This is a genomic window from Pseudomonas sp. LBUM1664, from assembly GCF_059695895.1.
Genome location: NZ_CP166791.1, coordinates 1,187,220 through 1,206,680, shown reverse-complemented (window position 1 = coordinate 1,206,680; position 19,461 = coordinate 1,187,220). Strand labels below are relative to the sequence as shown.

At 60.6% G+C, this 19,461-nt stretch carries 18 protein-coding genes; 6 read left to right on the top strand and 12 right to left on the bottom strand.

Features of this window, described 5'->3' with window-relative positions; translation table 11 throughout:
- Positions 1-65: 65 nt before the first annotated feature.
- Both ACA047_RS05700 and ACA047_RS05695 read right to left on the bottom strand, forming a co-directional pair.
- The gene (locus ACA047_RS05700) at positions 66-1,259 is read right to left on the bottom strand and encodes an MFS transporter (protein ID WP_497357442.1); all 1,194 of its coding nucleotides are present in this window, start codon (positions 1,257-1,259) and stop codon (positions 66-68) included.
- Between the two features lie 3 nt (positions 1,260-1,262).
- Entirely contained in the window at positions 1,263-1,967 is a 705-nt protein-coding gene (locus ACA047_RS05695) for a type 1 glutamine amidotransferase domain-containing protein (RefSeq protein WP_497357440.1), read from the bottom strand.
- Positions 1,968-2,121: 154 nt separating this feature from the next.
- Here ACA047_RS05695 and ACA047_RS05690 point away from each other — a divergent pair, with 154 nt between their 5' ends.
- Entirely contained in the window at positions 2,122-3,030 is a 909-nt protein-coding gene (locus ACA047_RS05690) for a LysR family transcriptional regulator (RefSeq protein WP_236188265.1), read from the top strand.
- 45 nt (positions 3,031-3,075) lie between these two features.
- Here ACA047_RS05690 and ACA047_RS05685 read toward each other — a convergent pair whose 3' ends face one another.
- From ACA047_RS05685 to ACA047_RS05675, 3 genes are read right to left on the bottom strand one after another with little or no spacing between them, the layout of a single operon-like run.
- Entirely contained in the window at positions 3,076-3,915 is an 840-nt protein-coding gene (locus tag ACA047_RS05685) for an MBL fold metallo-hydrolase (protein WP_497357438.1), read from the bottom strand.
- 21 nt (positions 3,916-3,936) lie between these two features.
- Positions 3,937-4,263, bottom strand: coding sequence for a hypothetical protein (locus ACA047_RS05680; protein ID WP_497357436.1), 327 nt, complete (start codon positions 4,261-4,263; stop codon positions 3,937-3,939).
- On the bottom strand, positions 4,256-4,813 hold the full coding sequence (locus ACA047_RS05675) for a sugar ABC transporter (protein WP_497357434.1): 558 nt from the start codon (positions 4,811-4,813) through the stop codon (positions 4,256-4,258). The genes ACA047_RS05680 and ACA047_RS05675 overlap by 8 nt, the downstream gene beginning before the upstream one ends.
- A 158-nt stretch (positions 4,814-4,971) precedes the next feature.
- Here ACA047_RS05675 and ACA047_RS05670 point away from each other — a divergent pair, with 158 nt between their 5' ends.
- Together ACA047_RS05670 and ACA047_RS05665 are read left to right on the top strand one after the other, a co-directional pair.
- Positions 4,972-5,874 (top strand): LysR substrate-binding domain-containing protein, encoded by a 903-nt coding sequence (locus ACA047_RS05670; protein ID WP_497357432.1) that lies wholly within the window; start codon positions 4,972-4,974, stop codon positions 5,872-5,874.
- 771 nt (positions 5,875-6,645) lie between these two features.
- Positions 6,646-7,509, top strand: coding sequence for a M24 family metallopeptidase (locus ACA047_RS05665; RefSeq protein WP_497357430.1), 864 nt, complete (start codon positions 6,646-6,648; stop codon positions 7,507-7,509).
- Between the two features lie 239 nt (positions 7,510-7,748).
- Here ACA047_RS05665 and guaA read toward each other — a convergent pair whose 3' ends face one another.
- The 4 genes from guaA to ACA047_RS05645 form a co-directional block, all read right to left on the bottom strand.
- Positions 7,749-9,326: a glutamine-hydrolyzing GMP synthase gene (gene guaA / locus ACA047_RS05660; protein ID WP_420764167.1), complete on the bottom strand. Its 1,578-nt coding sequence runs from the start codon at positions 9,324-9,326 to the stop codon at positions 7,749-7,751.
- A 79-nt stretch (positions 9,327-9,405) separates the two neighbouring features.
- Positions 9,406-10,875 carry an IMP dehydrogenase gene (guaB, locus tag ACA047_RS05655; RefSeq protein ID WP_497357428.1) on the bottom strand — a complete coding sequence of 490 codons (1,470 nt, stop codon included), beginning with the start codon at positions 10,873-10,875 and terminating at the stop codon, positions 9,406-9,408.
- A 162-nt stretch (positions 10,876-11,037) separates the two neighbouring features.
- Positions 11,038-11,586, bottom strand: a complete 549-nt coding sequence (locus ACA047_RS05650) for a sugar ABC transporter ATPase (protein WP_497357426.1) — start codon at positions 11,584-11,586, stop codon at positions 11,038-11,040.
- Positions 11,587-11,678: 92 nt separating this feature from the next.
- Positions 11,679-12,446: a sulfite exporter TauE/SafE family protein gene (locus ACA047_RS05645; RefSeq protein WP_497357424.1), complete on the bottom strand. Its 768-nt coding sequence runs from the start codon at positions 12,444-12,446 to the stop codon at positions 11,679-11,681.
- A gap of 160 nt (positions 12,447-12,606) precedes the next feature.
- Between ACA047_RS05645 and xseA the strand changes: the two genes are divergently transcribed.
- From xseA to leuA, 3 genes are all read left to right on the top strand, one after another.
- Positions 12,607-13,986, top strand: coding sequence for an exodeoxyribonuclease VII large subunit (xseA, locus tag ACA047_RS05640; RefSeq protein WP_497360236.1), 1,380 nt, complete (start codon positions 12,607-12,609; stop codon positions 13,984-13,986).
- A gap of 3 nt (positions 13,987-13,989) precedes the next feature.
- Positions 13,990-14,811 carry a peptidoglycan DD-metalloendopeptidase family protein gene (locus ACA047_RS05635; protein ID WP_497357422.1) on the top strand — a complete coding sequence of 274 codons (822 nt, stop codon included), beginning with the start codon at positions 13,990-13,992 and terminating at the stop codon, positions 14,809-14,811.
- A 360-nt stretch (positions 14,812-15,171) separates the two neighbouring features.
- Positions 15,172-16,851, top strand: coding sequence for a 2-isopropylmalate synthase (leuA, locus tag ACA047_RS05630; protein WP_497357420.1), 1,680 nt, complete (start codon positions 15,172-15,174; stop codon positions 16,849-16,851).
- A 166-nt stretch (positions 16,852-17,017) separates the two neighbouring features.
- On the opposite strand, the gene ACA047_RS05625 is transcribed toward leuA, so the two are convergent.
- From ACA047_RS05625 to ACA047_RS05615, 3 genes are all read right to left on the bottom strand, one after another.
- Positions 17,018-17,449 carry a hypothetical protein gene (locus ACA047_RS05625; RefSeq protein ID WP_497357418.1) on the bottom strand — a complete coding sequence of 144 codons (432 nt, stop codon included), beginning with the start codon at positions 17,447-17,449 and terminating at the stop codon, positions 17,018-17,020.
- 68 nt (positions 17,450-17,517) lie between these two features.
- Positions 17,518-18,309 carry an amidohydrolase gene (locus ACA047_RS05620; protein WP_497357416.1) on the bottom strand — a complete coding sequence of 264 codons (792 nt, stop codon included), beginning with the start codon at positions 18,307-18,309 and terminating at the stop codon, positions 17,518-17,520.
- Positions 18,297-19,445, bottom strand: coding sequence for a pyridoxal phosphate-dependent aminotransferase (locus ACA047_RS05615; RefSeq protein WP_497357414.1), 1,149 nt, complete (start codon positions 19,443-19,445; stop codon positions 18,297-18,299). The genes ACA047_RS05620 and ACA047_RS05615 overlap by 13 nt, the downstream gene beginning before the upstream one ends.
- Positions 19,446-19,461: the final 16 nt, after the last annotated feature.

Sequence of the window (19,461 nt, the reverse complement as noted above, 5' to 3'; positions counted from 1 at the left end):
CGGCTCACCACACCCCTTCGGCTACGGCCAGGAAGCAGCGAAGATGCCGAAGATCCATCGCTCACCTATTTTTGAGTTCTTGCGCACTGGAACGTGGGACGCCGTATCTGCCAGAGCATCCAGACGATCCCAAGGCCCACGGCAACCGCACCGACCCAGGCCGTGCTGGTCAGACCCATCGCTTCCAGGCTGGCCCCGCCTAGCAGCGAACCCAACGCGATGCCGCCATTGAAGCCGGCGATGTTCAGCCCAGCCGCCACTGCCGGTGCCTGCGGCGCGTGGATGTGCGACAACCCGATCACCCGCGCCTGCAAGGCAGGCACCGCCGCATAGGTCAGTGCACCGAGCAGGCCCGTCAGCAACACCATCAACGGCAACGACGGTGCCGATGCCCATATCGCCAACAGCACGACAGCCAGACCGACCAGCACAGTCATCACCGCAAAGTCGGCACCCTTGCGGTCGGTCAGCCGCCCGCCCCACACATTGCCGATGGCGGCCATCACGCCGTAGCCCAGCATCAAAAGGCTCGCCGTGCTTTCACTGACGTTCGTCACTTGCAGCAGGATCGGCGAAATGTAGGTGTAGAGCGCGAAGGACCCCGCATACGCCAACACGGTGATACCGGCTCCGGCCAGCAGACGCTGATTGAACATGGCTTTCAGGCCATCCATCGCATTGGCCTGCGCCGAGGCATCGTTGCGATCTGTCGGCATCAGGGCCAGCAGGCCGACGAACCCAATGGCACCACTTGCGGCCACTGCCATGAAGATGACCTGCCAGCTCAACACGCTGCCCAGGTAGGTGCCGAGCGGTACGCCCAGCGCCAGTGCCAGCGTCAGGCCGCCGAACACCACGGCCACCGCCGCACCGGCGCGATGTCGGCCCGCCAATTGGGTTGCCACGCTGGATGCTACGGCGAGAAATACCCCATGTCCCAGGCCGGAGGCGAAGCGGGCCACCAGCATGGGCGTCAGTGCATCGGACAGACTGACTACAGCGTTGCCCAACGTGAACAGCCCCATCGCCACCAGCAGCAGGCGCTTGCGCGGCCAGCGGGTCGCCAGCGCGGTCAGGCCCGGCGCACCAATCACCGCACCCATCGCGTAGGCCGTAACCGCCGTGCCGACCTGGCTGACGCTGGCATGCAGATCAGCGGAAATAGTGGACACCAGACCGATGGTGACGAATTCGGTAAAGCCCAGGGCGAACGCGCAAAGCGCGAAGACGTAGATGACGAAAGGCATACGTGGATTCATGGTTCAGGCTCGCTTCTCGGCTGTCACCGCTAATAGGGGCAGCATCGCTTCCGCGACGCCCTTGGCCGAGGCCGGGTTCTGCCCCGTCACCAGGCGCTCGCTCACCACTACCTGCGCCTGGAAATTCGCCGCAGGCACATGCCGGGCACCACGTTCCTGCAAAGCATCGGCCAGCAGGAACGGCACCGTGTCGTACAGGCCGACCGCACGCTCCTCCTCATTGGTGAAGGCCGACACGTCCTTACCCGCTACCAGATAGCCGCCATCGGACAACTTGAGGTTTACCAGCCCGGCCGGCCCGTGGCACACCGCCGCGACCACGCCTCCACGCTCGTAGATGAACGCCGCAATGGCCGCCAGTTCGGCGTTGTCCGGGAAGTCCCACATCGTCGCGTGGCCGCCGGCGTAGAAGATCGCGGCGTAGGCATCGGGATCGACCTGCGTAGGTGCAATGGTGTTCTCGGTGGCGCTTCTTAGCGTCGCATCGTTCCAGAACGCGGCATTGATCGGATCGTCCAGATCGAGTCCATCGACGTGCGTCTTGCCGCCCTTGGGGCTGACGAAATCGACCGCATGACCGGCGTCTGCCAGCACCCGATGCGGATGCGTGACCTCGGACAGATAGAAACCGCTGGGCGCGGCATCGGCGGCGCCGGCCGGTCCCTTGCGGTCGTGGCTGGTCAGGACGAAAAGAATACGTTGGGTCATCAGAAGCTCCTGCAAGCGAATCGAGCACACCGCCGGACACCTCCAACGGAGGCATGCGCGTTGCAGCGTGGGAAGTTGGGATCTTCATTCTGGTGAATCCGGTATATCCTTTAAATGACCAAAATCGACAAACACTTTCCCCGGAATGACCCAAATGGCCCTGCGCAATCTTGATGACCTAGCGGTGTTCGTGCATGTTGTGGAGCGCCATAGCTTTTCCGCCGCCGCACGCGACCTGCACCTCGCGCCTAAGACGGTCAGCAAGCAGATCGCCCGGCTGGAACAGGCGTTGGGCACCACACTGTTCGAGCGCAACACCCGTAACTTGCGCATCACCAGCGAAGGCCGCGCCATCGCCGAGCGCGCACGGGTTGCCTTGGCGGTGCTGGAAGAAGTGCAAGAACTGGCGACTGGCGGCAGCCAGGAACTGAGCGGCACCATCCGCTTGACCGCGCCCACGCCGTTCGGGCGCAAGTTCGTGGCCCCGGCTATCCACGATTTCTGCCGCCTGCATCCCAGGGTCGGTTTCGACCTGCGCCTGTCCGATCAAGTGCAGGATCTGTATAGCGGCGACCTCGACCTGGCGATCCGCATGGGCGAGTTGGCCGATTCGCGTTTGGTGGCGCGGCGTGTGGCCGACAACCGGCGCATCCTGGCGGCGTCTCCCGCCTACCTGAAAGCGCATGGCAGTCCCGCGCAGCCGGAAGAACTGGAACGGCACAACTGCCTGGTGTTCGCCTATCCGGGCCTGCTGCAAAGCACCTGGCCGCTGCGCAAGGGCCACCGGGAGAAGCCTGTCGCGGTCAGCGGTACGCTGTGCAGCGACAACGGCGACGTGCTACATGCGTGGTGCCTGGCCGGGTTGGGTATCTCGCTGCGCGAGACCTGGGATATTCACGAGGAACTGCGCGACGGGAGGCTGGTGCGCGTGTTGCCAGAATGGGAAGCCACGCCCTCGAAGATCAGCATCGTGCGGGCGCGGCGCGAACCCGTGCCGCGCCGGCTGACGGCGTTCAGCGATTTTCTGTTCGACCGCTGGCAGGAGGCGCCGTGGGATCAATGACCTCATTCGCCGTAGCCGACGCATCGTAGGCATCTCGAACAGCCGCTAAGTTTCGTAGGAAATTTTGTAGGTCTTGCCTAGCCGCTCGACATGTGCAAATCCGAGTTCGCCAAGGTGCATACCAGCGATAAGAATCTTATCCGAGCTAACAACATTCAATAGTTTGGATCGTGTTTCGGCGGAAAGAAGCGGATCTTGGTCGAATGCAATGGATACGTCGGGACGAGCAATCTGAATTTGGGGGAAATGAACGATATCCCCCCAAACCAGCAGACTACGACCATTGGAATCGAGACGATAACCGGAATGTCCTGCGGTATGCCCCAGAAGGGGCATCGCACTAATGCCAGGGAGAACTTCGCTATCAGTAAACAGGCGCGTCTTCTCCCGATACTGATCGAACACCTTCCGAGCAAACAGGAAGTTGCCACGAGCACGCTCACTCGCTCGACTGAGATTGCCATCGTCCTCCCAGAAAGAAACCTCAAGCTGGTGAACGACTAGCTCTGCATCGGGAAAGGCTGCTTCCCCTGAAGAGTCAAGCAGCCCCCCAACATGGTCGGGATGTGCATGGGTCAGAAGAATGGTGTCAATGTCAGCGGGTTGCACGCCAGCAAGCGCGAGATTCGCCTTTAGCTTGCCGCCCCACTGCTTGAAACCACCAGCCCCCGCATCGATGAGGATCGTGCGGCCCCTTCCACGCACCAGGTAACAGTTGATGTGGATCGAGGATGGATCGCTCACGCCTGCGTCCTGCTGCAACTTGGACGCCTCCGTAGGATCGATATTGGAGAGAAGATCTAGACTTGCGCAAAGGTATCCGTCACTGATGGCCGTAATCGAAAAGTCGCCGATCTGCTGGCCCGGAAATTTCATGTCGTTCATTGCGGCACTCCTTGCGGATCATCAGTTCCGCGCGTAGATGGTATCGGCTGGATAGCCAAAGCAACGGATGCGCGCCGTTAGCCCCGCATGGCGTTTTATTGCCTCATCCAGTCGCGCCATGAAATCGTCCATGACCGATGGCGTTCTGAACGGTTCGAGGCGGTACTTGATTTCCGCGTAAGCAGGATGCCCGCGCCCCTGGCGGGCAGCGACATAGATGACATGCACGTTGTCCAGCGCCGCCCGGAGGACGTCCGTGCAAAGCCGAGTGCATTCTTCAGTGAGTTCCAAAAGATACGCTTGGGACGGCATCTTTTCCGCCTGGATGAAGATCGTCAGGTTAGGCATGGTTGTACGCCTGGGTCTGCGGCACTGTGCCATCGTGACTCGTCAATTGCGCGGTCATCGGGGCATACAGATGCACGCCCTTGGGAAGCGCATCCAAACCGAGACTCGTGGAGCTATCCAGCTTCGCCAGCCACCTGTTTTCAGGACACTTCTCCAATGCCACGGCCCACATCTGCTCAGGCGTGAGCCCCATCTCGATGAGCGGCTCGGGACCGACTGCGCTCACGATCAGATGTTCGCCTTCACCGATGGCAGGCGCACGCTCAAGGCCGCCGTAAAGATTGCGGTGCCAATCGGTGATGTGCTGCTGCCAGCGTGCGAAGTTGCCCCCGCCCTTTTGGCGATACTCATCGCCCTCAAGCACAGCCAGACCGTCGATCGAGTGCATGGCCAGGTACACAGGGCAACCAGCGCTAAACGCCTTGAAGCGCTGCGAAGTATGGAACCCGCTCACGGAAATAAGCGCGGGTAGCTTTTCCAGGCTATAGAAATCATTCCACTCTGCTTCGCTGGCTGGGTCGGCAAAGCTGCACTCGACGGTGTAGATCATGGATCACTCGCTACCGGACTTCTTGTACGTCCGGCCCTCTTTATTGATGTCTCGTCATGGTATGACCTTGATCTCGCCGTATAAAACGATTATTCAGTATGCTTCAGTGACAAAAGATCAAGCTAAGCTGGATCGCCATCTTCAGAACGGGAACGCTCATGCGAAGGAAGATCCCCAGCAGCACGGCACTGACAGCATTTGAAGCCGCCGCCCGCCACGGCAGTTTCGCGCGCGCAGCAGAGGAACTGTCTTTGACTGAAGGAGCTATCAGTCGCCAGATTGGCCGGTTGGAAGCCTTCCTCGGGGTCACGCTGTTCGAGCGGGTCGGCAATCGTGTCCGACTCCTTCCTAACGGAGAGCGTTACGCGCTCCAAGTTCGCGAATCGCTTGACCGCTTGGATCGGGACAGTCAGTACTTAATGGGGCAGCCGAACGATGGCGCAAGCCTGGACATTGCCACTATCCCGACGTTCGCGATGCGATGGCTCATTCCTCGCTTGGGACGATTCCAGCAGAAGCATCCGAACATTACTGTGCATTTGGCCGAGCGCATGGAACCCTTTGTCCTGGCCGGGAGCGGATTCGATGCTGCCATCCATTTCGAGCACCCAGCGTGGACGGGAATGCGGACTCACGAACTGTTGCATGAAGTGCTGGTTCCGGTTTGCCATCCTAAACTTCTGACAGGACGCAATCGAACAACCGCACTGGACGAATTACCGCGCCTTCACCGACGACAGAACCCTGAAGCTTGGCAACACTACGCCCAGGAGACGGGAAGCCCGCTGACCAATCCTGCAATTGGCGCACGCTTTGATCTCCATGGAATGTTGATAGAAGCCGCATTGGCCGGCCTCGGCGTTGCGCTAGTACCGCGCCTGTACGTTGAAACCGAACTTGCGTCAGGAAGCCTGATCGCCCCGTGGCCGGAGGGAAAAACCATCTCCAAAACCTTCTGCCTCATCCTCCCTGAGCCCATCGGATTGGGTAGAGAGCCAATACAAGCTTTTGCTCAATGGCTGCTCGACGAAGCGAAGAATGGAACAGCGGTTAAATCGTAGGAAAGATCTTTTCTCTATTGTTATCAGATAGAGGGGCTACGTTGCCGCCCGATCTCCCAACGAGAGTGTTTTTAATCCAGCCTCGATTCTTACCGCCAACGTTACCGTCAATCTGTTTTGCTAGCCGGCGATATGCAGACACGCCTGCCCACTGACAACGCGCCATACCTGAGCACATCTGTTGACCGAATTTATGAAATTATTCCCCGATCAAACGGACTGACTGGAGATACCGGTGCGACGCTCGATCATTCCTATCGCCTTCATAACCCTTGCAGCCTGCTCGAGCCATCAGGCGCCAGAAGACAAACAGGCAGTGCTGCTTGAACAGCCCTTTACCCCGAACAGCGTAATGCGTGAAGGTGACGTGATTAACTTTCAGGTAGCCGACCCGACCGACTCAGGCCCGCCGTTCTGGAGTTCCTTCCGGTTTTCGGCCACAGCTCACAGCCGCAGGTGAATCTGGTCTACTCGTTCAACTACAGGCGCTTTTATCCCGGCAATCTCGGCTACTACACCCCGGCAACTCCCCTCCCTGCGCAATACTATGCCACGCTGATGGACAATCGTGACTTCACTCGCGCGTGTAAGAATCTAAGACAAAAGCTTCACTTCCCTGGATATGCATCTAGAAAATGCGAGGTAATGCATCGTATCGAGCGGCCACAACATTACAAACACTACCCCTGTATGTTGCCGCTGTTGCAATGTTTGACCGACCCAAATACTCAGCGGACACCTTTAATTAATTCGCGTCCAGGGCGCCACGTTATGAAAAAAATCGGACTACTTCCATTATTTTTTTTTATAAGTGCTTTCGCTACAGAATCGCAGTACGACCGCTACGCCGCAGGCAACAGAGAGCTTGGGGCCAGGATTGCTCAACTGGATAGCGAGATAATTTTAGCTGATGAGACTCGGATCGCGCCCCTTGCCAGTGACATGCTGCTTAAGGTCAAACCGATGATCCGCCAGGGTGGAAGCGGTGTAGCGATCCAAGAGTTTTTACTGAAGCAGTTTTTGCAGTATGGCTGGCGGCCAATGTTAATAGGCTACAAGGGATACCCAGAGGCGGTGTCGGTTTCGGTAAATAATCAAGTGGGAAATGCCCCACCTACTGACGCGCCGTTTCCGGATGCTGCACTTGTCAAAGTGGAGTTGGTAGCCGCATCGCCACAGGCCCATGTAGCCCAGGCATGGACATTCGCGACCCCCAATGCAACTGAACAACAGCAGCAACTATTGATGACAACTCGACGCGCGCTGCGAAAAGGTATCACCCAGATTCGGGCTGGCGAGCGGTTATCTAACGTGGGCACTGCCATTCAGCAGGAGCTTGATGCCGACCAAGTGGTGGCCGTGCATGAGCTAGTGGGATACTCCATGGGCCAGATGCGGATTCAGAAACCTCAAGTGCTCGGTTATAAGAGCCCCGTCAATGATGAAACTCTGATGAAATCCGGTCAGGTGTTAAACGTCTATGTGGTGGCGAAGTCAGGCACCTTCGGCGTGCGGTTCCAACCACCGGAGTTCTGGACCGTCCTTACCCAGGACGGCGCGGATAGCGTGATGCTTTCGGCGATGGTCGAGGTGACTCATGATGGGCACCGATTGCTGAGCAGGTTGATCGACTGAGTATCACGGGCTGATGATGAGATTTGATACCATGCCCTTCCCTACTAAGGTGACATGGTATCGAGCGCCAAGCATGGCATTTGGCTCAGTCAATACCCCGTACCATGCCACATAAACACGGTGCTTGGCGATGCACAAAGCTGCCAGAATTTGCCAGACCCAAAAAGCCAAAAGCCCGCAATTACGCGGGCTCCAGGGCATTTTTTGCTAGATCGTGCCGGACAATGCCGGACGTCCAATCATTCCCACTCAATGGTCGCTGGCGGCTTGCTCGACACGTCGTAGGTGACGCGGGAGATGCCTTCGATTTCATTGATGATGCGCCCGGAAACGGTTTCCAGCAGCTCGTATGGCAGGTGCGCCCAGCGAGCGGTCATGAAGTCGATGGTTTCCACGGCACGCAGGGCCACGACCCAGGCGTAACGACGGCCATCGCCCACCACGCCAACCGATTTCACGGGTTGGAACACCACGAACGCCTGGCTGACCTTGTGGTACCAGTCGGCCTTGCGCAGCTCTTCGATGAAGATATGGTCGGCGCGACGCAGCAGGTCGGCGTATTCCTTCTTCACTTCACCGAGGATCCGCACGCCCAGGCCCGGGCCCGGGAACGGGTGACGGTAGACCATGTCGTACGGCAGGCCCAGCTCCAGGCCCAAGCGACGCACTTCATCCTTGAACAGTTCGCGCAGCGGCTCGACCAGCTTGAGGTTCATTTCTTCCGGCAGGCCACCGACGTTGTGGTGGGACTTGATCACGTGGGCCTTGCCGCTCTTGGCGCCGGCCGACTCGATCACGTCGGGGTAGATGGTGCCCTGGGCCAGGTACTTGATGTTGTCCAGCTTGCAGGATTCGGCATCGAACACATCGATGAAGGTACGGCCGATGATCTTGCGCTTCTTCTCCGGGTCGGACTCGCCGGCCAGGTTGTTCAGGAACTGCTCTTCGGCGTTGGCGCGGATCACCTTGACGCCCATGTTCTCGGCGAACATGGCCATCACTTGCTCGCCTTCGTGCAGGCGCAGCAGGCCGTTGTCGACGAAGACGCAGGTCAGCTGATCGCCGATGGCCTTGTGCAGCAACGCGGCAACCACCGAGGAGTCCACACCACCGGAAAGGCCCAGCAGCACGTTGTCGGTACCGACCTGGGCGCGCACCTGGGCGATGGCGTCTTCAGCGATTTTCGACGGGGTCCACAGTGCTTCGCACTCGCAGATGTCGAGAATGAAGCGCGACAGGATGCGACCGCCCTGCTTGGTGTGGGTCACTTCCGGGTGGAACTGCACGCCGTAGTAGCGACGCTCATCGCTGAACATGCCGGCAATCGGGCAGCTCGGGGTGCTGGCCAGGATATGGAAGTCTTCTGGCATCTTGGTGACCTTGTCACCGTGACTCATCCACACGTCCAGGCCGAACAGGCCGTCGGCGTCGATATGGTCTTCGATGCCGTCCAGCAGGCGGCTCTTGCCGACGACATCAACGCGGGCATAACCGAACTCACGCAGGTCGGAGCCTTCTACCTTGCCGCCCAGTTGCTCGGCCATGGTCTGCATGCCGTAGCAGATACCGAAGACCGGCACGCCTAGATCGAACACGGCTTGCGGGCAGCGCGGGCTGTTGGCTTCGTGCACGGACTCGGGGCCGCCGGCGAGGATGACGCCTTTAGGAGCGAACTCGCGGATCGCTTCGTCATCCATGTCGAACGGATGCAATTCGCAGTACACGCCGATTTCACGCACGCGGCGGGCGATCAGCTGGGTGTACTGGGAACCGAAGTCGAGGATCAGGATGCGGTGAGCGTGAATGTCGAGGGCCATGACTCATTCTCATGTAGTGAATCAGAAACAACTCGGGGCTGAATGAACAGCCCCGGTGATTAACGTTTTGCGCAAGGCCTTAACCTACACGGTAGTTCGGCGCTTCCTTGGTGATCTGCACGTCGTGGACATGGGACTCGGCCATGCCAGCGCCGGTGATGCGTACGAATTCCGGCTTGGTGCGCATTTCTTCGATATCGGCGCTGCCGGTGTAGCCCATGGAAGAACGCAGGCCGCCCATCAATTGATGGATGATAGCGCTCAGGGTGCCTTTGTACGGCACACGACCTTCGATGCCTTCCGGTACCAGCTTCTCGGCACCCGCGGAGGAGTCCTGGAAGTAACGGTCGGAAGAGCCCTGGGCCTGGGACATGGCGCCCAGCGAACCCATGCCGCGATAAGCCTTGTAGCTGCGGCCCTGGAACAGCTCGATCTCGCCCGGTGCTTCTTCAGTACCGGCGAACATCGAACCCATCATCACGCAGGAGGCACCGGCGACGATGGCCTTGGACAGGTCACCGGAGAAACGGATGCCACCGTCGGCGATCAACGGCACACCTGTGCCTTCGAGGGCAGCGGCGACGTTGGCGATGGCGCTGATTTGCGGCACGCCGACACCGGCGACGATGCGGGTGGTGCAGATCGAGCCAGGGCCGATACCGACCTTGACTGCGTCGGCGCCGGCTTCGGCCAGGGCCTTGGCGGCAGCGCCGGTGGCGATGTTGCCGCCGATCACCTGCACTTCAGGGAAGTTCTGCTTGACCCAGCGAACGCGGTCGATCACGCCTTTGGAATGGCCGTGGGCAGTATCGACCACCACCACGTCCACGCCGGCATTGACCAGAGCGGCTACACGGTCACCGGTGTCCTTGCCGGTGCCTACCGCAGCGCCGACGCGCAGACGACCTTGGTCGTCCTTGCTGGCCAGCGGGTAGGCCTTGGCTTTTTCGATGTCGTTGACGGTCATCATGCCTTTGAGGGCGAAGTTGTCGTCGACGATCAGCACGCGCTCGATGCGGTGCTTGTGCAGCAATTCGCGGACGTCGTCCTTGTTGGTGCCTTCCTTGACCGTGACCAGACGCTCTTTAGGCGTCATCACTTGACGAACGGTGGCATCCAGGCGGTTCTCGAAACGCACGTCGCGGGAGGTGACGATGCCGACCAGGTCGCCATCGTGCAGCACCGGAACGCCGGAGATGTTGTGCATGCGGGTCAGTTCGAACAGATCGCGAACCGTGGCGTCAGCCTCGATGGTGATCGGGTCCTTGACCACGCCAGCCTCGAACCGCTTGACCTTGCGCACTTCGGCGGCCTGCTGTTCGATGGTCATGTTTTTGTGGATGATACCGATACCGCCTTCCTGGGCCATGGCAATGGCCAGACGGGCTTCGGTCACGGTGTCCATGGCGGCGGAAACCAGCGGAATATTCAGTTCGATGCCACGGGTGAGACGGGTTTTGAGACTGACTTCGTTAGGCAGTACCTCGGAATAACCGGGCACTAGGAGAATGTCGTCGAAGGTCAGAGCTTCTTGGCTGATACGCAGCATCGCGGGGGCTCCCGAGCGGGAAAATGGAAGCGCGCCATTATACTCATGGACCCCGTCTGGCTCAATGTAAAACTCTGTCTATTATTGCCCAACTGATTGATGGACCAAACCTATGCTCCCAGCCCAACACAGGGAAGGGGCTGCGTCTGAGGCTGGCGAGCCCTACAACTCCACCTTCACCCAACTCACCGGTTGATCCAGCCAGTCGGCGAATTCATCGACAAACGCCTGCTTGAACCCCGCCTCGAGCCAGTTGTTGAAGATAAACCCCAGGTTCGAGAAACCGCAGGGTTGCAGGAACAGGAACCCGTTGATGTCATCTTCGTGCCCGCACTCGGGGCAGGTGAAGTTGTCGGTGCGCGCGGGCATCCAGTCCTCCAGGCTTTCGAACAACGCCTCACCGACTTCTTTACGACACTCGGCGCAGCCGGCTTCTTCGAGAAAACCCTTGGCCGGGGTATAGATACAGCGCTTGGTGATGATCTCCAGGCCGTTCACCGATTCTCCGAACGGCAAGGCTTCGGGGTGCATGACGACATCGCGGGCGCCGTGCGCGATGGCGTGGGCCATGCGATTGCCAGTGCGCCCGCAGGTGGTCAGTTGTTCTTCGACAATATTCTTGCGTACCAGCCAGCGCACGATCGCCCGGGCCCGAGGCTCGGGAACCGGCAGGGTGGAGATTTTCGGGACGATGATGCTTTGCGAATTCATGGCGAGGCCTGGACGTTCTGCGTGTAGGAGCAAGCTCAGCTCCCACAAGACACTGTTTAAAGGCCGGCAGCTTAATGCCTGGTCAAACCAGGTCAAGCACTCAGGTAACGCCCGATCAACGCGATGCCGCTGGCTAGCACCAGCCAGGTCACCAGGCGCACGAACGCCTCGCGAGACATCCGCATGGTCAGACGACGACCCACCCACAGCCCCAGCGCCATGGCCGGCAACAAACACAGCGCCAGTACCAACAAGGGTAGCTCGGCATACACACCCGCGACGGCGAACAGACTCAACCGCACCACAGTGCTGCAACTGATCAGCGCGCTTTGGGTGGCGCGAGCCGGGTCTTTGGGCAAGCGGCTGTTCAGGTAGATGGCGTATAAAAAGCCGCCACTGCCGAACAACGCCCCGAACATTCCGCCCACCGTGCCCATTGGAATCGCCCACGCCGCCGACAACTGCGCCGGCCGCGTCTTTACCCACAGGCTGTAGATCGCATAGCTGCTGATGAACACTCCCATCAACAGCAGTAACAGATCGGACTTGAGGTTGAGCAGGAAAATCACCCCCAAGGTGCAGCCCAGCGCCATGCACGGCAACAACCGCAACAGCTCTGGCCGGGAAACGTCCCGACGCGACGGCAGCAGATTGCCGAACGCCGCGACAAAATCGAGCAGCACCAGCAGCGGCACGATTTTCGACAGCGGCATGAACAGCAGCAGAATCGGCCCGGCCACCAGCGCCGTGCCAAACCCGGCAATACCAAACACGATATAAGCCATGGCGATGGCCAGCCCGATCACCAACCATTCCATTGGCGCAAATGCCCATTGGCCCAACCATGACAGAAGATCCATTGCCCACTTCCTTGATGATGGAGCGGCGACTTTAGCCAGATCCTAGGGTACACATCCAGTATTTGTGGTGACTGATCCATCGCAGTCGCGAGCAGGCGACTCGGTCTGAATTGTTTGCACACATGGAGATTCAGCCACGAATGCCCTTATCATGCCGCCCATGATTAAAGATCCCTTTGCCCGACTGGGCCTGGACCGTGAGGTCCTGACTGTCAGCCAGCTCAACGGCCGTGCGCGGGTGTTGCTCGAAGACGTGTTCAGCAATATCTGGGTCGAGGGCGAAATTTCCAACCTTGCCCGACCGGCCTCCGGCCATGTGTATTTCACCCTCAAGGACAGCGGCGCCCAGGTGCGTTGTGCATTGTTCCGGCAGAACGCCGCGCGGGTGCGCCAGGCCTTGAAAGACGGGCTGGCGGTAAAGGTGCGGGGCAAGGTCTCGCTGTTCGAGGGCCGTGGCGACTATCAACTGATTCTCGACACCGTGGAACCGGCCGGCGATGGCGCCCTGCGCCTGGCCTTCGATGCCCTGAAAGAAAAACTCAGCGCCGAAGGCCTGTTCAGTGCCGAGCGCAAGGTGCCGCTGCCGGCCCATCCGCAACGCATCGGCATCATCAGCTCGCCCACTGGCGCGGTGATCCGCGACATCATCAGCGTATTCCGTCGCCGCGCGCCGCAGATTTCCCTGACGCTGATCCCCACCGCCGTGCAGGGCCGCGAAGCCACCGCGCAAATCGTCCGCGCCCTGAAACTGGCGGACGCCCGGGGGTTCGACGCGCTGATCCTGGCCCGGGGCGGCGGTTCGCTGGAAGACTTGTGGTGCTTTAACGAAGAAGCCGTGGCCCGGGCGGTAGACGCCTGCGTCACGCCGATCGTCAGCGCCGTCGGCCATGAGACCGACGTCTCCATCAGCGATTTCGTCGCCGACGTACGCGCCCCTACCCCATCTGCCGCGGCCGAGTTGCTAGCGCCGGATGCGAGTGACCTGGTGCGCCGGGTCGAGAGCCTGCATCGCCGGCTGGTGATGCGCATGCGCGACCGCCTGATGCGCGATCAATTGCGGCTCGAAGGCCTGACTCGCCGCCTGCGCCATCCCGGCGAACGCCTGCGCCAGCAAGCCCAGCGCCTCGATGACTTGGACATGCGCATGCGCCGGGCCTTCGAGCGCAGCCTCAATACCCGCCGCGAACGCCTGATCCGCCTGGAGACCCGCCTGGCCGGGCAACATCCGGGCCGGCAATTGGCGATGCTGCGCCAGCGCCTGGACAGCCTGGCCGAACGCCTGCCCCGCGCCATGCGCGAAGGCCTGAAGGCGCGACGCGTGCAATTGCACAACCAGATGCAAACCCTGCACATCGTCAGCCCCCTGGCGACCCTCGGCCGGGGCTACAGCATTTTGCTGGACGAGCGCGGCCATGCGATCCGCAGCGCCGGGCAGACTCAAACCGGCCAGCGTCTGACCGCCAGGCTCGGTGAAGGCGAACTGCTGGTGCGGGTCGAAGACAATCACCTGACACCGGTCACCCTTTCTTTACTGGATTGATTCATGCCGCGATATCTCGCCTCATTGCTGTTGCTGTGCCTGACCTTCAACGCCCATGCCGACAGCTACATCAGCCGCCTGCTGAACAAACCGGTGCCCGGCGGCGTGGCCGTGGTGGACCTGGGCAGCGCGGCCCAGGCACCGAAAGCCAGTTACCAGGGCAAACCGGTACTGGTGGTCAAGGAACAAGGCAACTGGCTGGCGATTGTCGGCATCCCGCTGACGGTCAAACCGGGCACCCAACAGATCAGCAGTGGTGGCAGTACCCAGCCGTTTGTGGTCGGCTACAAAAAATACCCCGAGCAGCACATCACCCTGACGAATAAACGCCAGGTCAACCCGAACCCGGCAGACCTTGCGCGCATCGACGGCGAACTGGCCGTGCAACTGAAGGCCTACCGCAGCTTCAGCCCGAACATCCCCAGCAACCTGCTGCTGGACAAGCCGGTCAACGGCCCGCTGTCGAGCAAGTTCGGCGTACGTCGTTTCTTCAACGGCGAAGAACGCAACCCCCACGCCGGCCTGGACTTCGCAGTGCCCGCCGGCACCCCCATCAAGACCCCGGCAGCCGGCAAGGTGATCCTCACCGGCAATTACTTCTTCAATGGCAATACCGTGTTCGTCGACCATGGCCAAGGTTTCATTAGCATGTTCTGCCACCTGTCGAAGATAGACGTGAAGGTCGGCCAGCAACTGGCACGAGGCACCGTAGTGGGCAAAGTCGGCTCCACAGGCCGGGCAACCGGACCGCACATGCACTGGAACATCAGCCTGAACGATGCGCGGGTGGATCCGGCGATTTTTATCGGCGAGTTTCAGCCCTGAGCTTTTTGCGATGGGGTCAGTTGCATCAACCGCTCATCATGGATTGCCAAGCTCCAAACATCGACGCAATAAAACTACAAATATCGCCTGAGCACGCGATTAAATCTCGCAAAAGCGCCGCAAAACAAAACTTCTCTCAATTTTTCCCGACTGCTTGCGATCCTCCCCACACGCGGTTAGGGTTGAGGGCATGAAAACCTCTCACACCCTCATTCAGCTTCGTCAGCACCGCAGCCTGTGCCTCGTCAGCGCACGACTGCCGGGCTGAATCGCGGCACCTCGCTCCGGCTGTGAAGCCACCCCCCGTTCGAACCACCGGCAGGCCGCCTTTTTCCGGCCACGACAATAAGGATTCCCCCGATGAGCATGCTCAAAGACCCGTCTTCCAAGTACCGCGCCTTCCCGACCATCAACCTGCCGGATCGCACCTGGCCGTCGAAGACCATCACCGCCGCGCCGATCTGGTGCAGTTCCGACCTGCGTGACGGCAACCAGTCGCTGATCGAGCCGATGGACGCCGTCAAGAAGCTGCGCTTCTGGAAAACCCTGGTGGCCGTGGGCGTGAAGGAAATCGAAGCCTCGTTCCCCGCCGCTTCGCAGACCGATTTCGATTTCGTGCGTACGCTCATCGAAGAAGGCCACATCCCGGACGACACCACCATTCAGGTGCTGACCCAGGCGCGTGAAGACCTGATCGCCCGCACCTTCGAATCCCTGCGCGGCGCGAAAAAAGCCATCGTCCACCTGTACAACGCCACCAGCCCGTCGTTCCGCCGCATCGTGTTCAACCAGGACAAGGAAGGCGTGAAGGAAATCGCGGTGAATGCGGCCAAGCTGTTCGTCAAATACGCGGCGCAGCAGCCAGAAACCCAATGGCAGTTCGAGTACTCGCCGGAAACCTTCAGCGCCACTGAGCTGGAGTTCGCCAAGGAAGTCTGCGACGCGGTGATCGAAGTCTGGAACCCGACGCCCGAGCGCAAGGTGATCCTCAACCTGCCGGCCACCGTGGAAGTCGCCACCCCGAACATCTACGCCGACCAGATCGAATGGTTCGGCCGCAACATCACCCGTCGCGACAGCGTGCTCATCAGCCTGCACACCCACAACGACCGCGGCACCGGCGTAGCCGCCACCGAGCTGGGCCTGATGGCCGGCGCCGACCGTGTCGAAGGCTGCCTGTTCGGTAACGGCGAGCGCACCGGTAACGTCGACCTGGTGACCGTGGCGCTGAACCTCTACACCCAGGGCATCAACCCTGAGCTGGATTTCTCCGACATCGACGGCGTGCGCAAAGTGGTCGAAGAGTGCAACCAGATCCCGGTGCACCCGCGTCACCCGTACGTTGGCGACCTGGTTCACACTGCATTCTCCGGTTCGCACCAGGATGCGATCCGCAAGGGCTTCGCCCAGCAGAAGCCGGACACGCTGTGGGAAGTGCCGTACCTGCCGATCGACCCGGCCGACATCGGCCGCAGCTACGAGGCGGTGATTCGGGTGAACAGCCAGTCGGGCAAGGGTGGCATCGCCTACCTGCTGGAGCAGGAATACGGCATCAGCCTGCCCCGCCGCATGCAGATCGAGTTCAGCCAGGTGGTGCAGCGCGAAACCGATCGCCTGGGCCTGGAAATGACCGCCCAGCAGATCCACGCCCTGCTCCACAGCGAATACCTGCAAGCCAACACCCCGTACGCGCTGGTCAGCCATCGCCTGCAGGAAGAAAACGGCAACAGCGCCGTGGAAGTCGAAGTGGCCAGCAAGGGCCAGGGCGAGACCAACCTGCACTGGCGCGGCAAGGGCAACGGCGCGCTGGAAGCGCTGGTGGCCGGCCTGCCTCTTCCGGTGGAGATCATGGACTACAACGAACACGCCATCGGCGCCGGCACCAACGCCAAGGCCGCGGCGTACATCGAACTGCGGGTCAACGGTGAGCGTGCGGTGCACGGCGTGGGCATCGATGAAAACATCACCACCGCCAGCTTCAAGGCCTTGTTCAGCGCGCTGAACCGCTCGCTGAGCCAGCCAGAAGCCAAAGCGGCCTGATCCAAGGCGCACATGCAAAAAGGCCCCGGGGTGTGAACCCCGGGGCCTTTTTGTTTGGCTGATGGTTTTGTATCGCCCGACAGATCGCTATCGCGAGCAGGCTCGCTCCCACAATGGTTGGCGTTATACCAAATCCTGTGTAAGCCCCTGTCAAGCAACCAACAGGTCAGGCATGGGTATCAACAGAGCCTGCCGTAGCCTGCAGCAACGACGCCTCCAGGGTTTGCAAAGTCGACTGGGTGCCCATGATCTCGGTCTGGATGGCCATGACCTGCTGGGACTTCTGCTCCTCGCTGGCCTGGCTCTTCTGGGTCCGGGCCAATTGGGCTTGTTGCTCGGCCAGCAGCTTCTCGGCCTGTTTGATCTGCTTCTCCAGCTGTTCGGCGGTGGTGTCGCTGGTGCTGCTGCTTCCCCCGCCTCCACCGGCGGCACTGGTGCCGCCCATGTTGACACGCAGTGTGCCGTCCTTGTCTTTGTCGGCGCTGGCGTCAGTCGATGCCGCAGGACTGACTGCTTGCTCTTCGCTCGCCCCTTTGATCGAGACTTTAGGGGTCGAAACCGGGTACGGGTTGACAGTGGTTGCGCTGATACTGGTCATGGGCATTCTCCTTGGCTGACTGGATATCGGCACGCTGCACCGTTTCTTTAGGGCTGAATCGATTAAAATCAGATGAATTCGAAATGATCGGCATCCAGGTTCGCCGGAAACCGCGTGCGATACGCCGCCAGGTCCTCTGCGTCCAAACACACCGTGAATACCCCGTCCGCCTCGCCAGCGCTGAGCAAGGTCTCGCCCTGGAAGTCCAACACCTGGCTGTCCCCGGTATAGGCGAAGCCCTTGCCGTCGGTGCCGATGCGATTCACCGCCGCCACGTAGCACAGGTTCTCGATTGCCCGGGCCGGCAGCAGCCGGTTCCAATGCTGACGCCGCGCACCCGGCCAGTTGGCGGTATAGAGCAACAGGTCGGTGTCTTCGGCGTCGCGGCTCCAGACCGGGAAGCGCAGGTCGTAGCAAATCAGCGGCCGAATCCGCCAGCCTTTGAGCTCGAACAACACCTGGCACTCGCCCGGCGTGTAATGCTTATGCTCCCCTGCCATGCGGAACAAATGACGCTTGTCGTAATGCAGCACTTCGCCGTCCGGTCGCGCCCAGAGCAGACGATTGCGATGACTGCCATCGGCGACCTGGACAATCAAGCTGCCGGTGACCACCGCGCCCAGCTTCGCCGACTGCTCCTTGAGCCATCGCTGCGTAGGGCCGCCCTGCTGTTCCGCCAGACTCTCGGACTCCATGGAAAAACCCGTGGTGAACATTTCCGGCAGTATGATCAGATCTGCCCCGCGCGCCTGCTCCAGCAGACCTTCGAAATGCTCCAGGTTGGCTTGGCGGTCATGCCAGGCCAGGGTGGTCTGGATCAGGGCGATGTTGAGGTTGGGCAACGCACTCAGATCACGCATAGTTTTTCCGCCGCTTCGCGCAGCGTCTCCTCGCGTTTGGCAAAGCACAGGCGCACCAGGCGCTGGCCTTGCGGTGGGTTCTGGTAGAACACCGAGACCGGAATCGTCGCCACCCCATGCTCACGGGTCATCCAGACCGCCATGTCGACGTCATTCAGGTCCGGGCGGATTTGAGAATAATCCACCAACTGGAAATAGGTGCCGGCCACCCGCTTGAAGCTGAACCGCGACGGGGCCAGCAGATCGCAGAACAAGTCGCGCTTGGCCTGGTAGAAGTCCGGCAACTCTTCGATGTGCTCCGGATGGTCGGCCATGTAGTCGGCCAGGGCGTACTGCAACGGCGTCACACCGCAGAAGCTGACGTATTGATGCACCTTGCGCAGCTCCGCCGTCAGGGCTGGCGGCGCCACGACGTAGCCGGTTTTCCAGCCAGTGACGTGGTAGGTCTTGCCGAACGAACTGACCACAAAGGCCCGCTGGTACAGCTCTTCGTGGGCCAGCACGCTGGCATGGGGCACACCGTCGAACACCAGGTGTTCATAGACTTCATCGCTGATCAGGTAAATGTCTCGGTCGCGAATCAACGCAGCCAACTGGTCCAGTTCGGCGCGACTGATCAGCGCTCCGCTGGGGTTGTGCGGCGAGTTGAGGATGATCATGCGGGTACGCGGGCTCAGGGCTTCGCCGAGCTTCTGGAAGTCGATGGCGAAGTCATCCAGGCCCAACTGAACGTGCACGCAGCGCCCGCCGGCCAGTTCGACGGCGGGCTCGTAGCTGTCGTAGCAAGGGTCGAACACGATCACTTCGTCGCCGCTATGAACCACCGCCGCGATGGCACAGAAAATCGCCTGGGTCGCACCGGGCGTCACGGTGACTTCCTGATCGGCATCGACAGTGGCGCCATAACTGCGAGCGATCTTCGCCGCGATCTGCTGACGCAGGGCCGGCAGGCCGGTCATGGGCGAGTATTGGTTATGGCCTTGGGCAATATGCCGGCCGACCGCATCGCGCAGAGCCTGCGGGCCATCGAAATCGGGAAATCCCTGGGACAGATTGAGCGCGCCGGTCTGCGCTGCGAGCTGGGACATCTGGGTGAAAATAGTGATGCCGACATTCGGCAGCTTGCTGGTGATCATCGGGGGTTCTCTGCTC